The following is a 17,477-nucleotide window of genomic DNA, read 5'->3' on the forward strand; positions in this document are numbered from 1 at the left end:
CCTTTCCCTTTGACCATGATTCCGGACATTCGTAACCGTGCCTCACGAGACCGCAGCAGCCAATCCGCTCTTTCACAATCCGCTTCTCAGCAGGGATGATCTCGCAAAGGCGGTGATTGATCTTTTCAACCCGCTGCTTGGCTGTTTTTCCCGGGGTGGGGCGCGTGTCCGGCTTGGTGCGACGGGAGCGATTTTCGATTTTCCTGCGGCGGAACTTGAGGGCTTTGCCCGGCCACTATGGGGCATCGTCCCCCTTGCCGCCGGCGGTTATGACTTTCCGCACTGGGATCTCTACCGACGCGGGTTGGCCAACGGCACCAACCCGGCCCACCCCGAATATTGGGGTGACACGGCCGACCGGCACCAGAGGCTGGTTGAGCTGGCGGCCATAGGATTTGCGCTTGCCATGGTTCCCGAACACATCTGGGAGCCGCTTGCCGAAACGGACAAAAAGACTGTCGCCGCCTATCTTCTGGCCGCACGCGAGCGGGAATTCGTCGACAATAACTGGAAATTCTTCCGTGTCCTGATCGATCTCGGGCTGGAGCGCGTCGGTGTGGAGTTCGACCTTACCAAGACCCAGACCTATCTCGACGAGCTTGAGGCTTTCGATATAGGCAACGGCTGGTATCGCGACGGGCCGGTGCGGCGCGTTGACCATTATATTCCCTTCGCCATGCATTTTTACGGCCTGATCTACACGGTGCTGGCTAAGGACGACGAGGCCCGCAAGACACGACTTATCGAACGCTCGCGTATTTTCGCCCACGACATGCGGCACTGGTTCGGACCGGACGGCGCCTCGCTCGCCTTCGGACGCAGCCAGACCTATCGTTTTGCGGCCGGCGGTTTCTGGGGCGCTCTCGCCTTTGCCGATCTAGAGGCACTGCCATGGCCGGAGATTAAGGGTTATTACATGCGCCATATCCGCTGGTGGTCAAAGCGGCCCATCGCCGATCGCGATGGCATTCTCTCCGTCGGATATGGCTATCCGAACCTGCTGATGAGCGAGAGCTACAATTCTCCCTGCTCCCCCTATTGGGCGCTCAAATTTTTCCTGCCACTGGCGCTTCCGGCCGACCATCCCTTCTGGATGGCACCGGAAGCGGAGCCGCAGGAATTCGCCGAGCCGATACCATTGCCGGAACCCGGCATGGTGGCCTTTCATACGCCGGGCAATGTCGTGGTCTTATCCTCCGGACAACAGCATGACAGGATGCGCGGCGCGCAGGAGAAATATTCGAAATTCGTCTATTCCACCCGTTATGCCTTCAATGTCGAAGTGGATGACCGGCATTTTGCCGCCGCAAGTTTCGACGGCATGCTCGGCCTTTCCGATGATGGCGTGCACTTCCGCACGCGCGAGACGATGGAAGAGGCGTTGATTGCCAGAGACTGCCTCTATTCCCGCTGGCGGCCCTGGGCGGATGTCGAGATCGAGACCTGGCTCGTGCCGCAAAACCCCTGGAATATCAGGCTGCACCGCATCCGAACCCCGCGGACGCTGCAAACCTGCGAAGGTGGTTTCGCCATAGAACGCGCCGACTTCAACCGCGACCGAACCCGGGCGGAAGAAGGGCGCGCCGTGTGTTACGGGCATAGCGACACAAGCATCATTGTCGACCTTTCGGCCGGAATTCATCGCGAAGGACTGTGCCATCAGGCCATCGCCAACACCAATCTCATCCATGCCAGAACCCTTGTTCCGCAATTGCGCGGCACCGTTGCCTCCGGCGAAACGTTGCTAATAACGGCCGCCGTGGCGCTACCGGCCGGCACGGCCGCAGAAGCAGCATTCGCAACCCTGCCGGATGCTCCCGATCTTCCATGGCTGGAAGACATGTTCAGGCGTGAAGGACGACGTGTTCCGGCCTTTGCCCTCAATGAAAACCACGCGGGCTGACGGAGATGACAGACGAAACACCAAGTGTTTCCCAAAGGCCCGATCGGCTGAACATCCTGACGTGGGAGCGGAAACAGGAGGATATCGACAGTCCCGACCATCAGGCTCGCTTGCGCGGTCTTGAGCGCTCTGCCAACGCCGTTCTCGGTCAAGGCGTTTATATTGCTGCCAGGGCAGAAGTACATACGGACAGGTTGCTGATGGGCGCACAGTCCTGGATTGCCGGTTACGCAATCGTGCGTGGCGATATCGAACTTGGGGAAAACGTCTCGATCAATCCCTATGCCTGCCTTTCCGGCAAGGTGACGATCGGTAACGGGGTGCGCATCGCCTCCCATGTCAGCATCGTCGGTTTCAACCACGGTTTTGACGATATCGACACCCCCATCTATCGTCAGCCGCTGACCTCGCTTGGCATCGAGATCGGCGACGACGTCTGGATCGGCGCCAATGCCGCGGTGCTGGATGGCGTGACGATTGGACGCGGAGCGATTGTCGCGGCAGGCGCAACCGTGGTGAAGGACATTCCCGCCATGGCCATTGCCGGCGGCGTTCCCGCCCGGGTTCTGCGATATCGCGGAGAAAACGCAGCGGTGTCAAACCTCCCGGAAACCGAACGCCTTCTGCGGAAGTTCGGTGAGGAAATCGCCGGCGACTGGCTGGCCGCTATACGTTCCTATGAGGAAGAGGGCGCCTATCATTCAGCCGATGCATCCGGGCAGGTCGTGGAAAGTGCTAGGCATCTGTGCGATGCAATCGAGATAGCTGCGGCCTTCGGACAGGAAGGAAATGCCTTCGACGCCGAAAAGACCGTGGCAGGCCTGCAAGCCATGCAGGATGCACAAAGCGGGCTGTTTTTTACCGCCAATCATCGACACACGACACCGCCAGAACGGGATCCCTCCATTCTCTACAATATTCTGGCCATCGGATATGCGCTGGAATGTTTTGGCGCTGCCCCGAAACAGCCAATCGCCTTTGTCGAGCACATGCGCGCCGGGGAACTGACCCGTCTGCTGGAAGAATTGCCATGGCAAAACCGGGCGTGGCATTGCGGCGCAACCATCGACGCCCTCGGCACAGCGCTTTATTTTAACAGGCGCTATTTCACATCCGGCGACAATCTCGCTTTGCTCTTCGGCTGGCTTGCGATGAACGCAGACAGGACAACCGGGCTTTGGGGTCAACCGACCGCCGCGCAGGGCCTGCTGCAACCGGTCAATGGCTTTTACCGTCTCACGCGCGGCACTTACGCCCAGTTCGGCCTGCCTGTTGCCTATCCGGAGGCGGCAATCGACTCCGTCATCGCCAATTATCGCGCCTATGGCGGCTTTCAGGGCGCGGAATTTAACGCCTGCAACCTGCTCGATACGATCCATCCCCTGCTTCTCTGCCTGAAACAGACGGATCACAGACGAGATGAGGCGAAAGAGATCGCTCGCGAAATTCTGAGCCGAAACGAGGGGCGATGGCAAAAGGGAAAGGGATTTGCGTTCGCCGAAGGGCATCCGGCCGGACTGCAGGGCACGGAAATGTGGATGTCGGTCCTCTGGCTTGCCGCGAAACTTCTCGGAGCGGAGCGGTTCCTGCCGTTCCAACCCCGCGGTATTCATCGCTTTGAACCTGCGGAAATCACTCCGAAATCAGCGATTTCAGGAGAGATCGCGCTGCTCCCAGCCGCCGCTCCCTTATAGCTCATAAAGATGTATCTGCATTCGAGGCTGGCGGCGGGTGACGGGAGGCCACGATAGTTCCTCCCGCGTGCGCGGTTGAGGGCGGCCAAGGATACCGCCCGGAATCTCACCGCAGCCGTTGCGGGGTAGCGTCTGCCGGTATCAATGGCAGATAGCTCTCACCGTTCAGTTGTTCGCGATGCTCGGCTTTTGCCGCAGAGATCAGGGCAGGATCGAGCATTGCCTGCACGGCGGAGGCGGCCATGACCTTGCCGGCCTGCAACATGCCTTTATGGGCGTAACCGGAGGTATCCTGCGCCACCATCTGCCATGTGTGTGGCGGTGTGCCGTAAGCCTCGGTCGCGACATAGACCTGTCCGGTAGGCACCAGCCAGCTGACATCGCCGACATCGGTTGAGCCGTGGAGGAACGTTGGCTCTTCCTCGAAACCGTTCAGGTCCTCCGAAAGAACCTTGCCACGCCTGGCGACGCGGGTCTGTACCTCGGCCGAGAATGTCTTTTGAATGGAGCTGGTTTATGAGGGGAACGAAGGCCACCTTGCTTCGCGCGATCTGGCGGCTCAGGCCAGCGAGGCGGTGTTGCGGCGCGGCCAGGCGGGGCTTCTGCGGCATCGCGACATGCGCGTGGAGCTGTTGCTGGAAGGACGGGCGCGGCAGGACATTCTCGAATTCACGCGGCAGATCCTCGCGCCGCTGCTGCGCGATGCGAAACATCGCGCCCTGCATGAAACCCTTTCGCGGTACATTCAGGAGGGGAAGTCCGTTGCCCGCACGGCGCAGGCACTGAACATCCACGCCAACACGCTTTACCAGCGGCTGCAGCGGGTGGAGACGCTGACCGGCCGCAGGCTTGCCGATGCGGCCGATTTTACGCTGCTCAGCCTCGCCTGCCAGCTTCACGCTGACTATTCGGGGGAAGCCGCAGCCGTCAGATGATGTGGGCGTTGTGCAGGGCGGTCAGCACCTCGTTCTTGAGGCTGGCGAGTTGCGGCGACCTTCGGTCGCGCGGGCGTGGCACGTCAACCTCTATCCGCTGCTGGATGCGGCCGTCATGCGCGCCCATCATGTAAATGCGGTCACCGAGATAGAGTGCTTCGTCGATGTCGTGGGTGACGAGCAGGAAGGAAATGCCGCGCTGTTCGACGAGCTTCAGCACGAGGTCCTGCAATTTCATCCGCGTGAAAGCGTCCACCGCACTGAACGGCTCGTCGAGCAGCAATATGCGCGGCCGGGTATAGAGCGCTCTTGCAATAGCGACACGTTGCGCCATGCCACCTGACAGCGCTTTCGGCAGTGTGCCGCCATGGCCGCTCAGGCCCACATCGTCGATCAACCCTTCCACGCGCCCGACATCGTATTTCTTGCCGGCGGCGTAACCGATGTTTTCGGCGACCGTCAGCCAGGGCATCAGGCGGGGTTCCTGAAAGACGAAGGCGATGGGCGGAGAGGTCTGATCTTCTTCCGCATGCTCAACCTTGACCGCGCCTGAAAAACGTCGGTCGAGACCGGCGGCGATGCGCAGCAAGGTGCTCTTTCCGCTGCCGCTGGGGCCGAGAAGAACAGCCGCCTCACCATCGCCGAGCGTCAGATGGATATCCTGAAGGATCACCGTATCGCCGAAGGCCTTTTCGCGCACATCGACATTGAGCAGGCTCATCGCAGGCGTCCTCCTTCGTGAAGGGAATAGGTGTCACGCCAGCGCAGGCAGCGGTCCTCGACGATCTTGAACAGGCTGTCGGAAATCTTGCCAAGCACCGCAAGGCAGATGATGGCGATCATCACCAGATCGGGCCGCGAGAGTTCCCGCCCGTCGGACAGCATGTAGCCGATGCCTTCGGAGGCGGCCAGAAGTTCGGCCGCGACGACGCTCAGCCAGGCGAGCGACAGCCCATAACGCAGGCCGGTGAACAGATGCGGCAAGGAGGCGGGAATGAAAATCCGCCACACCAGAACGGGTAGCGGCTGGCGATACATCTCGCCCACTTCCACCAGCTTGCGGTCGACATTTCTGATGCCGGAGAAGAGGTTGAGATAAACAGGGAAAAACGCGCTTTTGGCGATAAGCACGATTTTCGAGGTCTCACCGATGCCGAACCAGATCATCAGCAACGGCACCCACGCAAGGCTCGGAACGGCTCGCAGCGCCTGAAATGTCGGCTCGAGATAGCGCTCGGCGGCAATGACCAGCCCGACCAGCGAACCGACGACGATTGCAAGCAGGGAGCCGATGACGAAACCGACGAAGACCCGCGCGGTGCTGGCCGCGACATTCGTCCATAAAGGCCCTTCCGCAAGCCGCAGAAACGTCTCGTAAAGCTCGGAAGGCGGCGGCAGCACATAGGGGCTGACCCAGCCCAAACGGACGAAAAGCTCCAGCAGCAGCAGTGAGCCGACCGGCACGATGGCACCGCGCAGGTCGAACCGCCCAAGGAAATTCCCCGCCCGCTGCAAGAGCGGCAATCGGGAAGGGAATTGTTTTTCAGTCTGCTTCACGCGCTGAAATTCGCGCGGATGGGAATTCATGCGCCAAGCGCCTTTTTGGCCGGAGCCGGATCGATCAGCGATGAAAGGACATTATCGACATTGACGCCCGGGCGCAGAACATCGTCGTCCAGCAACGGGGTAACGATGCGGATCGAGTTCAGCAGTTCCTCGCCGGGAACGGGATCCTTCCAGTCGCGCTTTTCGATCGTCAGCTTGGTAATCTTGGGATCGTTGCCGGTGACCTGCGTAACGAAATCGATGAATTCGCCATTGCTTTCACGGATCCACTTCTGCGTCTCCACCCAGACACCGAGCAGCCGCTCGACCGCTTTCGGGTGCTTCGCCAGAAACTCTTCCGATACGCTGAAGACGCTGCCATCGCGCCAGCTGCGCTCGTCGAAAATCGCCCTGTCGCCGGCAAGCTCAGCCTGGGAGGTGTGCGGATCGATGCCGACCCATGCGTCGACCTGTCCCTGCTGGAGTGCATTGAAGCCTTCCGGATGCTGCAGGTTCACCACCTTCAGGTCATCGATAGACAGCTTGTTTTGGGCAAGGGCGCGGAGGAGGGTGAAATAGGGCGCGGTGCCCTTGGTGACCGCTATGGTCTTGCCCTTGAGATCGGCAACGGTCTTTACCGGCGAGTCCGGGCGCACCTGGATGATGGAGGAACCGCCCCAGCTTGCCACATAGATGACCTTCAGCGGCACGCCATTGGCACGGGCGAGAAACGCCGAAAGTGCGGCCGCACCGGCGAAATCCGTAGAGCCGACCTTCAGGAATTCCAGCGAATTATTGCTGCCGCGGGATTGCACCCAGGTGATCCTGGTGCCGACATCCTTGAAAGCTTCCTCAAGCCAGCCCTTGTTCTTTATCAGAAGCGTATGGGAGGAATAAAAGCCCCAGTCCAGCTTCAGCTCCGCAGGAAAGTCCGGTGCGCTCTGGGCCAGCGCGCCGCGCGCGACAAGCGGCGCCGCGAGCGCGCCGGCAATGCCGAATTTGAGGATCTGGCGACGGGAATGTTCAGCCTTCATATTAATTCACCTAATTTATGTATTTTATGTACTTAAAGGGTATGGGCGGGTGTTTTTGAGGTCAATCCATGGCTCTGGAACCTCATGCCAAACTTCAGGGCCGGCGTGGAAAATCTCCCTACTGTGAGCCGGATCGGCGCGACGGCGCGTTATTCAGGGAAAAAACGATTGGCCGGCCGTTGCAGGCCCAGATGATCGCGCAGTGTCGGTCCTTCATAATCCTTTCGGAACAGACCGCGTCTTTGCAGTTCCGGCACCACCAGCGTCGTGAAGTCGTCAAGGCCGGCAGGCAGGAAGGGGAAGGTGATATTGAAGCCGTCCGAGCCTTCTTCATGGAGCCATTGCTCCATCTCGTCGGCGATGGTTTTTGGCGTGCCGACGAAGGCGAGACCGGCATAGCCGCCCAGCCGCTGGGCAAGCCGGCGCACCGTCAGGCCTTCGCTTCTGGCGAGTTCGACGACCCTTTCACGGCTGGATTTGCTCGCATTCGTCTCAGGGATGTCAGGCAAGGGGCCATCGGGATCGAAGCTCGAAGCATCGTGGCCGAGCGCGATCGAAAGCGAGGCGATTGCACTTTCATAGTGGACGAGACTGTCGAGTTTGGCGCGTTTGGCCTTCGCCTCGTCCACGGTATCGCCGACCAGCACGAAAGCGCCCGGCAGGATGACAATGCCGTCGCGGGAACGGCCTGCGGCGACGGTCCTGTCCTTGACGTCCTTATAAAAGGCCTTTCCCGCCGCAAGCGTGGGTGTCGCCGCAAAAACCACCTCAGCGGTTTCGGCGGCAAGCTGGCGTCCCGGCTCCGATGCCCCGGCCTGAACGATGACGGGCCAGCCCTGCACCGGGCGGGCGATATTGAGCGGCCCGCGCACGGAAAATTCCGGTCCCTTGTGGTTGAGCACATGCATCTTGTCAGGATCGAAGAACAGCCCGCTATCGACATCCCGGATAAAGGCCTCGTCGGAGAAGGAGTCCCAGAGGCCGGTGACGACATCGTAAAATTCCCGCGCCCGCGCATAACGCTCGGTGTGATCAGGCTGATCGTCGCGGCCGAAATTGCGCGCCGCATCCGGGTTGGACGTGGTGACGATGTTCCATCCGGCGCGGCCATTGCTGAGGTGATCGAGCGAGGCGAAACGCCGGGCGACGTGATAGGGCTCATCGAATGTGGTGGAAGCGGTGGCGACCAGCCCGATGCGGGAGGTGACGGCGGCGAGCGCCGAAAGCAGGGTGAAAGGCTCGAAAGACGTCACGGTATGGCTGCGGCGCAGGGCTTCCGTGGGCATGTTCAGCACCGCCAGATGATCGGCCATGAAGAAGGCGTCGAACTTCGCGGCCTCGAGCTGTTGGGCGAAATGCGCCAGATGGGCGAAGTTGAAATTCGCGTCCGGGAAGGAGCCCGGATACCGCCACGCACCCGTGTGGAGACTGACGGGCCGCATGAAGGCGCCGAGATGCAGTTTGCGATCATTTGCCATTGGGCTTCACTCTCTGGTCGATGTTTCTGATCCGGGCGGCTTGCATTTCTATCGTCTTGAGAAGCAAATGCTGGCCCGATCCTTCTCGCGACGATATCCGCGTGGCGGGATTGGCGCGGCAAAGACTATTCCGATTATGATTTCCAAACCGAAAGATTTTTCCTGAAATCCTTCATTTGGCGATGATCCCGTTAACGGCGCTGGCTTTGTTTCAGCCTCGGTTGCAGGGAGAATCGACGAGATGAACCCCGCATCCTGCCGCTCGTGCCAAAATTTGCTGAAAACCACGAATGATTAGAAGAATTTTGCTTTCCGCTTTCCCGCTTCTGTGTTTCTTATAATGCTTAAATAGAATTTTTAACGCGTGTTAATTCAGAAATAACATGATTGAAGATCGCAAAACCAATGCTTTGTCGGATGAGTTGAGCGGCTTGCCGGCGCTCGAGGCTCAGCTTGCGCGGGAACTCGCCCTGCTTGAGCGGCCGGCAAAGCCGTGGGTGCCGCGCATGCTGCTCGACCGTGTCGAGGTGCTGGATGTGGTGGTCATCGGTGCGGGACTTTGCGGGCTGACCGCGCTCGCCGCTCTGTCATTTACCGGAATCGATAATATCAGGGCTTTCGACAGGGCTTCCAGCGGGCTGGAAGGGCCGTGGGTGACGAGTGCCCGCATGGAGACATTGCGCACTCGCAAGGAACTCGCCGGGCCGGCACTCGGCGTGCCGTCCCTGACATTCCGGGCATGGTTCGAGGCGCAGTTCGGTGCGCGTGCCTACGACGATATGGAACTCATCCCGCGTGAAATGTGGATGGCCTATATGGTGTGGTATCGCACTGTGCTGGCGCTGCCGGTGAGCAATGATACCGCGCTTGTCAGTCTCGTTCTGCGAGAGGATGGCCTGCTCGATCTCGATTTGCAGGGGCCGGAAGGTCGCCGCAACATTCTGGCGCGGCGGGTGATCCTGGCGACGGGGCTTGATGGCCTCGGCGCGCCGCGATTGCCGGATGTGGCGAAAACGGTTTCCGCCCGCTTCGTGCGCCATAGCGGCGATATATTCGACGTGAGCGCATTGCGCGGCAAGCGTATCGCCGTGGTCGGGGCCGGTGCTTCGGCGATGGACAATGCGGCCGCGGCGCTGGAGGCGGGGGCTGCGCGCGTCGATCTTTTCATTCGCAGACCCGATGTTCCGCGTGTGGAGAAATTCGGCGGTATCGCCAGCCTTGGCATGACCCACGGTTATATCGGTCTGCCTGACGCCGACCGCTGGGCCTTTATGGTCGAGGCGGAGCGGACGCAGATACCGCCGCCGCGCCACAGCGTGCTCAGGGTCTCGCGCCATACCAACGCCTTCTTCCATCTGGCCAGTCCGCTTCTCAGCCTGACGGAGGTTGGCGATGCGGTGGAAATCGAAACGCCGAAGGGGCGCTATCCGGCCGATCTCGTCATTTTCGCCACCGGTTTTGATGTCGATTTTGCCCGGCGCCCCGAATTTGCGGGCTTGAGCGACCGGGTCCTGCTCTGGCGCGACTCCTACCAGCCGCCCGCTGAGCAGAGTAACGATGCGCTGGGGTCCTATCCCTATCTCGGACCGGCCTTCGAGTTCCTGCCAAAGCCCGATCTGCCGGCCAGAGAGGCGGAAACGATTTCCCGTATCCACTGCTTTGCCTATCCGGCCGTTCCCTCGCACGGAAAAATCACCAGCGGCATTCCGGCCGTCAGCCAGGGGGCGGAGCGTCTGGCGCAAGGCGTTGCCCGCTCGCTGTTCGTTGAGGATCGCGCCCGCCATTTCGATACTTTCATGAACCACGACGCCGCTGAAATCACCGGCGACGAATGGCGCGACGCGGACGCGCAGGACAAAATCAAGGAGCATGCCAATGGCTGAACCGGCGCTGAGACTGGAGATATTTTACGGAATTTCCTCGCCATGGGCCTATTTTGGCGCGCCACGGGCGGTCGAGGTCGCCCGCACACAGGGCGCGGAAATTGTGCTGCGCCCGATCCGCATCATCGAGGCCAATGGCGGTATTCCGCTGCGCAGCCGTCCGGATGCGCGGCAGAATTATCATGCCGTGGAGCTGGACCGGTGGCGGCGTTATCTCGATATGCCGCTCAACCTCACGCCGAAATTTTATCCCTGCGCCACCATCGAACGCGCGGCCCAGCTCATCATCGCCGCGCAGAAGGCGGGGCTTGACGCGATCGGCCTCTCTTTCGCCATCCAGCGCGCCCTGTGGAGCGAAGACCGCGACATCGCTGATCTCGAGACGCTCCGCGCCATCGCACAGGCGGTTATCGGCCCCGAAGGTGCCGCGCTCGTTCGCGATCCGCAGCCGCAGGACATCGTTGCGGAGTGGCAGGGAAATCTTGCCGAAGCCGAGCGTCTCGGCATTTTCGGAACACCGACCTATGTGGTGAACGGCGAGCTTTTCTGGGGGCAGGACCGTCTGGAATTCGCAAGCCGCGCCCTTGCCGCCCTGAAGCAGCAAGTTTCACCACCTGCAGTGAGGACATCCGTATGAGCGACGCCGCAAAACTCCACAATCAGGCCATCGTCATCGACGGTCTGCAAACCTGCCAATGGAGCAGGTCGATTTTCGAAGACATGCGCGCGGGCGGCCTCACCGCCGTCAACGTATCGAGCGTGATCTGGGAGAATTTCCGCGAGAGCATCGGTTATGTCAGCGAGTGGAAACGTTTCCTGCGGGAAAATGACGACCTGATCCGCCCGGTGCGCACGGTGGCCGATATTCACGCGGCCAAGGCGGAAAACAAAACGGGCATCATCATCGGCTGGCAGAACACCTCGCCGCTCGAGGACAAGCTGGACTATGTCGAAATCTTTAAGGATCTCGGCGTCGGCATCATGCAGCTCACCTATAATACCCAGAATTATTCCGGTGCCGGCTATCTCGAGGAAAACGACAGCGGCCTCACCGGCTTCGGCCGCGAGGTGCTTGGGGAGATGAACCGCGTTGGCGTGCTCTGCGATCTCAGCCATGTCGGCGACAGGACCACGGCGGATGTCATCGCCCGCTCGAAAGCGCCGGTCTGCATCTCGCATGTGCTGCCGCGCGCGCTGCGCGACGTGAAACGCAACAAGCCGGACGAACTCTTGAAGGCCTGCGCCGAAAAGGGCGGCATTATCGGCATCAGCCTTTTTGCGCCGGGTCTTGCCGCCGGCAATGATGCGACGGTTGAGGATTATCTCGACGCCATGGCCTATGTCATCGATCTCGTCGGTGAAGATCATGTCGGCATCGGCACGGATTTCTCGCAGGAGCGGCCGCGCCCCGGCCCTTGGCAGCTCTGGGCCAACCGCGACAAGGGCACGGCCCGCACATTGACGGAATTCGCGACGGTCAAGATTTCCAAGCCGAAGGGCATCGAGCGCATCGGCGAGGTTCCCAATATCACCGCCCGCATGCTGGCGCGCGGCTGGAGCGAAACGCTCGTCTTGAAACTTCTCGGACAGAACTGGCTGCGCGTGCTGGACGCTGCTTGGCGGCCTGCAATCTGACAACACCAAAAACAAACGGAGGCAACTGAAATGAAAAATGCTCATCAGCGCCGCAAGGCCGCTATCTTCGCCGGCATCATTGCCGCCGGGATCGCATCGCTCTCGGGAACCGTCTTTGCGCAGGATGCGACGAAAGGCACGGTCAATATCGTCGGTTTTTCTGGTGTCTTTGCGGATAATTATCAGAAATTCATCATCGACGCCTTCAAGGCCGAACATCCCGGCATCGAGGTGAACTATCAGCAGAGCAAGAATTCGGCCGAAACGCTGGCGCTGCTCACCCTTCAGCGCGCTGACCCCAAGGTCGACGTTGCCCTGATCGACGTCTCGGTCGCCATCAAGGCGAATAAGGAGGAATTGTTCACAAAGCTTGACCCCGCCAAGGTGCCGAACCTTGCCGAGCAGCCGGAATGGGCGCGCATCGACAGCGACCGCGCCGTCGCCTTCTCGCAGGACAATCTCGCCATCCTCTACAATACCGATGCCGTGAAGGAACCGCCGACAAGCTGGACCGATCTCGCTGACCCGAAATACAAAGGAAAGATCGCCGCCAAATTGTCCGATACGCGCGGCGTCATTCTGCTGCCGATCCTCACCAAGCTGAAGGGCGGCGATTACAAAACCTCCGTCGATCCGGCCATCGATTTCCTGAAACAGGTCGCGCCGAGCGTTTCGACTTTCGAACCGGCACCGGACTGCTATGCGGTGGTGCAGAGCGGCGAGGTTGATCTTTCCGTCTGCTGGAATGGCCGCGCGCAATATCTGCATGACACGCAGGGCGGCAAGATCGGCGTGGCGCTGCCGAAGGAAGGCTCCATCGGCCAGACGAACACCATCGGGCTGGTCGAGGGTTCGAAGAACAAGCAAGCCGCCGAACTCTTCGTCAATTATGCGCTGAGCGCCAAGGCGCAGGCGACATTCGCCGAAAAGAGCTTCTATGGTCCGGTCAACAGCAAGGTTTCGCTCAGCGAACCCGTCGCCGCCCGCATCTATGGCAGCAAGGAAGCCCAGGCCGCGCAGTCTTCCCTCGACTGGAACTTCGTGGCGGACAAATATTCGGCGTGGATACAGCGGATCAACCGCGAGGTCATCGCGGCGAATTGAGACAGGAAGCAGAGGACGCCATGGCCGATCATCATGTCGAGATCGACAATCTCGTGAAGACCTATCCGGGCGCCCTCAAGCCCTCCGTGGATCACGTCAGCCTTTCACTGCCGCGCGGGGAAATGCTGGCGCTGCTCGGCCCCTCCGGCTGTGGCAAGACCACGATCCTGCGCATGGTCGCCGGGCTTATTCCTGTAACGTCAGGCCAAATCCGGCTGGATGGCCGCGATATTTCCGCGACCCCGGTTCACAGGCGCAATATGGGCATGGTCTTTCAGGCCTATGCCCTGTTTCCGCATATGAACGTCTCCGAAAACATCGCCTTCGGACTGGAAATGCGCGGCATCGCCAAATCCGAGCGCAGGGAGCGGGTGGAAAAGGCGCTCGATCTCGTCAAGCTTTCCGGCTTCGGCGAAAGACGCGTCTCCCAGCTTTCCGGCGGCCAGCAGCAGCGGGCGGCGATTGCCCGCTCGCTCGTCATCGAACCCGCGCTGTTGCTGTTCGACGAGCCGCTCTCCAATCTCGACGCGAAATTGCGCGATGAGATGCGCGATGAAATCCGCGACATCCAGAACCGCACCGGCGTCACCAGCATTTTCGTGACCCATGATCAGGACGAAGCGCTGTCGATGGCCGATAGGCTGGCGGTGATGTCTGAAGGGCGGCTGGAACAGATCGGCACGCCGCGCGAGATTTTCGACAGGCCGAAAACGGATTTCGTCGCCTCCTTCATCGGGGCCGGCTCCATCCTTGCCGGTGCGGTCGTCGCGCCGGGCCGCGCGGAAATCCCGGGTCTCGGTTTCCTGCATTTTTCGGGCGCTGTTCCGGCCGGGAACAAGGCGAGGTTTCTGGTGCGTCCGCATCGCTTCGTGCTGGGCGAGGGCGTCAATGCCTTTTCCGGCATTGTCGAGCATGTCACCTATCGCGGGCAGGTGCTGACCCTCGGCGTGCGCGCGGGCGAACATCGCCTTCAGGCCGATCTGCCCACCCATGCGGGCGCCTTGCCCGCAAAGGGCGAGCGGGTCACGCTTTCCGTCGCGCCGGAGGATGTGACGCTGATCGGGGAGGCGGCCTGATGGCGGCGGCAGGCCATTCATCGGGTAACGGCGTATCGCATCGCGGCGTCCTGCTGCTTCTGTTGCTGCCGGGCCTCATCGCGTTGCTGACGACCTTCCTTTTGCCGCTCGTCTGGCTGGTGCGGGCGTCCTTCGCATCTTCGGCCATGGCCGCACTTCGCGGCGGCGACTGGACGCTCGAATCCTACCGAACCGTATTATTCGACCCATTTTACTGGAAAATCGCCTGGAACACGCTTTATCTCGGCGTGAACGTCGCGGTTCTGGCGGTCGTTCTTTCCTATCCCATCGCGCTTTTCCTTGCCCGTACCACAAGCCGCTGGCGTGGCGTGCTGACGGCGCTTGCCGTCGCACCGCTTCTCACCTCCTCGGTGGTGCGCACCTATGGCTGGATGGTCATTCTGGGGGACAGGGGCGTCATCAACACGGCGTTGCAATCGTCCGGGCTGACGGACGGCGTCATCCGGCTCACCAACAATTACTTCGGCGCTACCGTCGCGCTGGTTGAAATCCTCATGCCCTATGCGATCCTTGCGATGCTGAGTGGGTTTGGCCGGTTGAATACGCAGTTCGAGGAGGCCGCCGCCATGCTCGGCGCGAACCGTCTGCGCGTGTTCACCCGCATCGTGCTGCCGCTTTCGCTGCCCGGCGTGCTCACCGCCGCCCTTCTGGTTTTCGTGCTCGCCATCTCGTCCTTCGTCACGCCGCGCCTGATGGGCGGCGGCCGCGTTTTCGTCATCGGCACGGAGGTTTTCAACGAGGCGACGGTGACGCTGAACTGGCCGCTGGCGGCCGCGCTTTCGGTGTTGCTGCTTGTGCTGTTCGGCAGCGTGATCGTGATTTACCAGCGCGCCATGCGCGCGCTTGAGACGTGAGGCCGGCCATGGACGCAAAATTCGGACGTCTCGCCCACGCGCTGCTGCTGACGCTGCTTTACCTGTTTCTTCTCGCGCCGATCATCGTCGTCCTGATCATTTCCTTCGATACGCGGCAATATCTGGCCTTTCCGCCGGAAAGCCTGTCCTTCGGCTCCTATGCCAAGGTCTTCGCCAATGTGAAGTTCATCTCCGCTTTCTGGCGAAGCCTCGGTATTGGCCTGCTCGTCGGTTTCGTGTCGATCTTCGCGGGGCTGCTTTTGTCGCTGGCGCTGTCGCGGCATGAATTTCGCGGCAAGGGTGCCGTCAATTTCCTGATTCTTGCACCGTTCCTCGTGCCGCATATCGTGCTTGCCGTCGGTGTGATGCTGGTGCTGGGGCCGCTTGGCCTGCTCGACAGTTATACCGGCATTTTCCTCGCCCATCTCGGCATCACCACGCCCTATACGGTGCGCACCATCACCATGAGCCTGATGGCGGTGGATCGCCGTATCGAGGAGGCGGCGCGCGTTCATGGCGCTTCGCCCGCCATGGTGCTGTGGCGCATCACGCTGCCGCTGGTGCGGCCCGGCCTCATCGCCGGCGCGGTCATCGCCTTCCTGATTTCCTTCGACGAGGCGACGATCTCGCTCTTCATCGTCTCGGTCAAATCCTCGACGCTGCCGACTGAAATCTATCATTATCTCGAATATTCCACCGATCCGCAGATTGCCGCGCTCTCCGTCATCCTTATCCTGATTTCGGTCGGTGTGGTGGTGGCGGTCGAGCGGTTGATCGGATTGCGCAAGGTGCTGTGACATGACGATCGTAAATACTGCAGCCGGCGCGCTTCGGGGTATCAGGGAAAATGGCATTAACGCCTTTTTGGGCGTGCCCTATGCCGCACCGGTCACGCCCGAGCGCCGTTTTGAAGCGCCGCAGCCGGTTTTGCCGTGGGCGGATGTGCGCGATGCCACCCGGCTCGGCCCCGTCTGTCCCCAAATTCCCACCTACGGTCCGGTCGGCACCGCCGCGACCTCGAAACTGGCCTTCGGCGAGGATTTCCTGACGCTCAACATCCGCACGCCCGATCCCGCGGGCCGGGCGCCGGTGCTGTTCTGGATCCATGGCGGCGGTTATGCGGTCGGTTCCGCCAATGAGCCGGTGCTGCAGAGCGGCGCTTTCGCGGCAAGCGGTATCGTTGAAGTCACGGTCAATTATCGCCTCGGCGCGCTCGGTTTTCTCCATATCGACGGCAAGCCCGACAATCGCGGTCTGCTCGACCTCATTGCCGCGCTCGAATGGGTGCGCGACAACATTGCCGCCTTCGGAGGTGATCCTGATCGGGTAACGCTGGCGGGGCGCTCGGCCGGCGGCTTTGCGGTCGCGACGCTAATGGCCATGCCCCGCGCTGCGGGGCTTTTCCACCGGGCCATGCCGCAAAGTGGCGCAAGCACGGCAATCGCCTCCCTTGAGGACGCCGCCAAGCTTTCGCACCGCTTTCTGGTGGCGGCGAATGCGGATGATGCTCGCCTCGCCGCTCTTCCCATGGAGAGGCTGCTCGAAATCCAGCGCGATCTTTGCAACCAGTCCTATGAGCAACATGATTTTGCCCGCGATGGGACGGCGGCGATGCTGGGGGTGCCCTTTGTTCCCGTGGTCGATGGGGTGAGCCTGCCTGAACATCCCGAAATTGCGGCACAGGCGGGGCGTACCGCCGCCGTGCCGATGATGATCGGCTGCACGACCGGAGAATACGTGACCCACGCAACGGCGCAGCCGGACATGGATTTTACGCTCTGCGCAAAACTGCTGCATGAGCGTGTTCTGCCCTGCGGTCTCGAAGGTTCCGGCATTGTCGCATGCTATCGCGCCGCCTTGCCGGACCACAGCCCACGCGGCATCTGGCGCGCAATTGCCGGCGATCTGGTTTTCCAGCTTCCTGCGATCCGTTTCGCCAAGCTGCATGCTCGTTTCAGCCGGGTTTATAAATATCTCTACGGCCCGCTGGAGGCGGATGAATTGGGCGCGCCGCACGGGGCGGAAGTCGGTGCCGTCTGGTATCGCGATGGCTCGAACAGCCGCGACCTGCCGGAGCGCCAGCGTATGACAGATGCGGGTTTTGCAAAGGCGATCCACAATCTGTGGGTCTCATTCATAAGGGATGCGCGACCCGTCGCGCCGAATGGCAGTTGGCCGCTTTATGATGCGGAAAGAGCAATGGTTCTGCAGCTGGCCCCGGCCGGATCGCACATTGTTCCCGATCCCTTCAACGGGCGCGAAGCGCTCTGGTTGCCGGCTGGCCATGAGGATCGCGGGCCGGTATAGCGCTTGGT

16 protein-coding genes are annotated in these 17,477 nt (G+C 61.0%); 11 read left to right on the plus strand and 5 right to left on the minus strand.

Annotation, left to right across the window (positions count from 1 at the left end):
- Window positions 1-37 precede the first annotated feature (37 nt).
- Together O8B93_RS18905 and O8B93_RS18910 are read left to right on the plus strand one after the other, a co-directional pair.
- Complete coding sequence (locus O8B93_RS18905) at window positions 38-1,903, plus strand: DUF2264 domain-containing protein (protein ID WP_269711457.1); 1,866 nt, start codon at window positions 38-40, stop codon at window positions 1,901-1,903.
- Window positions 1,904-1,908: 5 nt separating this feature from the next.
- Complete coding sequence (locus O8B93_RS18910) at window positions 1,909-3,597, plus strand: acyltransferase (protein WP_269711458.1); 1,689 nt, start codon at window positions 1,909-1,911, stop codon at window positions 3,595-3,597.
- A 106-nt stretch (window positions 3,598-3,703) separates the two neighbouring features.
- Here the strand turns inward: O8B93_RS18910 and O8B93_RS18915 are convergent, their stop codons facing one another.
- Window positions 3,704-3,964: a hypothetical protein gene (locus O8B93_RS18915; RefSeq protein ID WP_269711459.1), complete on the minus strand. Its 261-nt coding sequence runs from the start codon at window positions 3,962-3,964 to the stop codon at window positions 3,704-3,706.
- A gap of 136 nt (window positions 3,965-4,100) precedes the next feature.
- On the opposite strand from O8B93_RS18915, the gene O8B93_RS18920 reads away from it, so the two are divergent.
- Window positions 4,101-4,532 (plus strand): PucR family transcriptional regulator, encoded by a 432-nt coding sequence (locus O8B93_RS18920; protein ID WP_269711460.1) that lies wholly within the window; start codon window positions 4,101-4,103, stop codon window positions 4,530-4,532.
- Here the strand turns inward: O8B93_RS18920 and O8B93_RS18925 are convergent.
- From O8B93_RS18925 to O8B93_RS18940, 4 genes are all read right to left on the minus strand, one after another.
- Window positions 4,525-5,253 carry an ABC transporter ATP-binding protein gene (locus O8B93_RS18925; protein ID WP_269711461.1) on the minus strand — a complete coding sequence of 243 codons (729 nt, stop codon included), beginning with the start codon at window positions 5,251-5,253 and terminating at the stop codon, window positions 4,525-4,527. The genes O8B93_RS18920 and O8B93_RS18925 overlap by 8 nt on opposite strands.
- Entirely contained in the window at window positions 5,250-6,119 is an 870-nt protein-coding gene (locus O8B93_RS18930; RefSeq protein ID WP_269711462.1) for an ABC transporter permease, read from the minus strand. Before O8B93_RS18930 ends, O8B93_RS18925 begins: the two co-directional genes overlap by 4 nt.
- A complete protein-coding gene (locus O8B93_RS18935; protein WP_269711463.1) occupies window positions 6,116-7,111 on the minus strand; it encodes an aliphatic sulfonate ABC transporter substrate-binding protein in 996 nt (331 codons plus the stop codon). The genes O8B93_RS18930 and O8B93_RS18935 overlap by 4 nt, the downstream gene beginning before the upstream one ends.
- Window positions 7,112-7,260: 149 nt before the next feature.
- Complete coding sequence (locus O8B93_RS18940; RefSeq protein ID WP_269711464.1) at window positions 7,261-8,589, minus strand: LLM class flavin-dependent oxidoreductase; 1,329 nt, start codon at window positions 8,587-8,589, stop codon at window positions 7,261-7,263.
- Window positions 8,590-8,972: 383 nt separating this feature from the next.
- Between O8B93_RS18940 and O8B93_RS18945 the strand changes: the two genes are divergently transcribed.
- The 8 genes from O8B93_RS18945 to O8B93_RS18980 are packed head-to-tail and all read left to right on the plus strand — an operon-like array spanning window position 8,973 to window position 17,469.
- Entirely contained in the window at window positions 8,973-10,472 is a 1,500-nt protein-coding gene (locus O8B93_RS18945) for a flavin-containing monooxygenase (protein WP_269711465.1), read from the plus strand.
- Window positions 10,465-11,109 (plus strand): 2-hydroxychromene-2-carboxylate isomerase, encoded by a 645-nt coding sequence (locus O8B93_RS18950; protein WP_269711466.1) that lies wholly within the window; start codon window positions 10,465-10,467, stop codon window positions 11,107-11,109. Before O8B93_RS18945 ends, O8B93_RS18950 begins: the two co-directional genes overlap by 8 nt.
- Window positions 11,106-12,107, plus strand: coding sequence for a dipeptidase (locus O8B93_RS18955; protein WP_269711467.1), 1,002 nt, complete (start codon window positions 11,106-11,108; stop codon window positions 12,105-12,107). The genes O8B93_RS18950 and O8B93_RS18955 overlap by 4 nt, the downstream gene beginning before the upstream one ends.
- A 30-nt stretch (window positions 12,108-12,137) precedes the next feature.
- Entirely contained in the window at window positions 12,138-13,211 is a 1,074-nt protein-coding gene (locus O8B93_RS18960) for an ABC transporter substrate-binding protein (protein ID WP_269711468.1), read from the plus strand.
- 20 nt (window positions 13,212-13,231) lie between these two features.
- Window positions 13,232-14,287, plus strand: coding sequence for an ABC transporter ATP-binding protein (locus tag O8B93_RS18965; protein WP_269711469.1), 1,056 nt, complete (start codon window positions 13,232-13,234; stop codon window positions 14,285-14,287).
- The gene (locus O8B93_RS18970; RefSeq protein WP_269711470.1) at window positions 14,287-15,162 is read left to right on the plus strand and encodes an ABC transporter permease; all 876 of its coding nucleotides are present in this window, start codon (window positions 14,287-14,289) and stop codon (window positions 15,160-15,162) included. Before O8B93_RS18965 ends, O8B93_RS18970 begins: the two co-directional genes overlap by 1 nt.
- A gap of 8 nt (window positions 15,163-15,170) precedes the next feature.
- Window positions 15,171-15,959, plus strand: coding sequence for an ABC transporter permease (locus O8B93_RS18975; RefSeq protein WP_269711471.1), 789 nt, complete (start codon window positions 15,171-15,173; stop codon window positions 15,957-15,959).
- 1 nt (window position 15,960) lies between these two features.
- Window positions 15,961-17,469, plus strand: coding sequence for a carboxylesterase/lipase family protein (locus O8B93_RS18980; RefSeq protein ID WP_269711472.1), 1,509 nt, complete (start codon window positions 15,961-15,963; stop codon window positions 17,467-17,469).
- Window positions 17,470-17,477: the final 8 nt, after the last annotated feature.

Source organism: Martinezella rhizogenes (assembly GCF_027460065.1).
Lineage (GTDB): Bacteria > Pseudomonadota > Alphaproteobacteria > Rhizobiales > Rhizobiaceae > Agrobacterium > Agrobacterium rhizogenes_C.

Excerpts from the sequence above, each read along its gene's own strand:
- O8B93_RS18945 (WP_269711465.1), top strand. The coding sequence starts at position 8,973 with ATGATTGAAGATCGCAAAACCAATGCTTTGTCGGATGAGTTGAGCGGC.
- O8B93_RS18935 (WP_269711463.1), bottom strand. The coding sequence starts at position 7,111 with ATGAAGGCTGAACATTCCCGTCGCCAGATCCTCAAATTCGGCATTGCC.
- O8B93_RS18975 (WP_269711471.1), top strand. The coding sequence starts at position 15,171 with ATGGACGCAAAATTCGGACGTCTCGCCCACGCGCTGCTGCTGACGCTG.
- O8B93_RS18965 (WP_269711469.1), top strand. The coding sequence starts at position 13,232 with ATGGCCGATCATCATGTCGAGATCGACAATCTCGTGAAGACCTATCCG.
- O8B93_RS18920 (WP_269711460.1), top strand. The coding sequence starts at position 4,101 with ATGGAGCTGGTTTATGAGGGGAACGAAGGCCACCTTGCTTCGCGCGAT.
- O8B93_RS18925 (WP_269711461.1), bottom strand. The coding sequence starts at position 5,253 with ATGAGCCTGCTCAATGTCGATGTGCGCGAAAAGGCCTTCGGCGATACG.
- O8B93_RS18910 (WP_269711458.1), top strand. The coding sequence starts at position 1,909 with ATGACAGACGAAACACCAAGTGTTTCCCAAAGGCCCGATCGGCTGAAC.
- O8B93_RS18970 (WP_269711470.1), top strand. The coding sequence starts at position 14,287 with ATGGCGGCGGCAGGCCATTCATCGGGTAACGGCGTATCGCATCGCGGC.
- O8B93_RS18955 (WP_269711467.1), top strand. The coding sequence starts at position 11,106 with ATGAGCGACGCCGCAAAACTCCACAATCAGGCCATCGTCATCGACGGT.
- O8B93_RS18950 (WP_269711466.1), top strand. The coding sequence starts at position 10,465 with ATGGCTGAACCGGCGCTGAGACTGGAGATATTTTACGGAATTTCCTCG.
- O8B93_RS18980 (WP_269711472.1), top strand. The coding sequence starts at position 15,961 with ATGACGATCGTAAATACTGCAGCCGGCGCGCTTCGGGGTATCAGGGAA.
- O8B93_RS18930 (WP_269711462.1), bottom strand. The coding sequence starts at position 6,119 with ATGAATTCCCATCCGCGCGAATTTCAGCGCGTGAAGCAGACTGAAAAA.
- O8B93_RS18940 (WP_269711464.1), bottom strand. The coding sequence starts at position 8,589 with ATGGCAAATGATCGCAAACTGCATCTCGGCGCCTTCATGCGGCCCGTC.
- O8B93_RS18960 (WP_269711468.1), top strand. The coding sequence starts at position 12,138 with ATGAAAAATGCTCATCAGCGCCGCAAGGCCGCTATCTTCGCCGGCATC.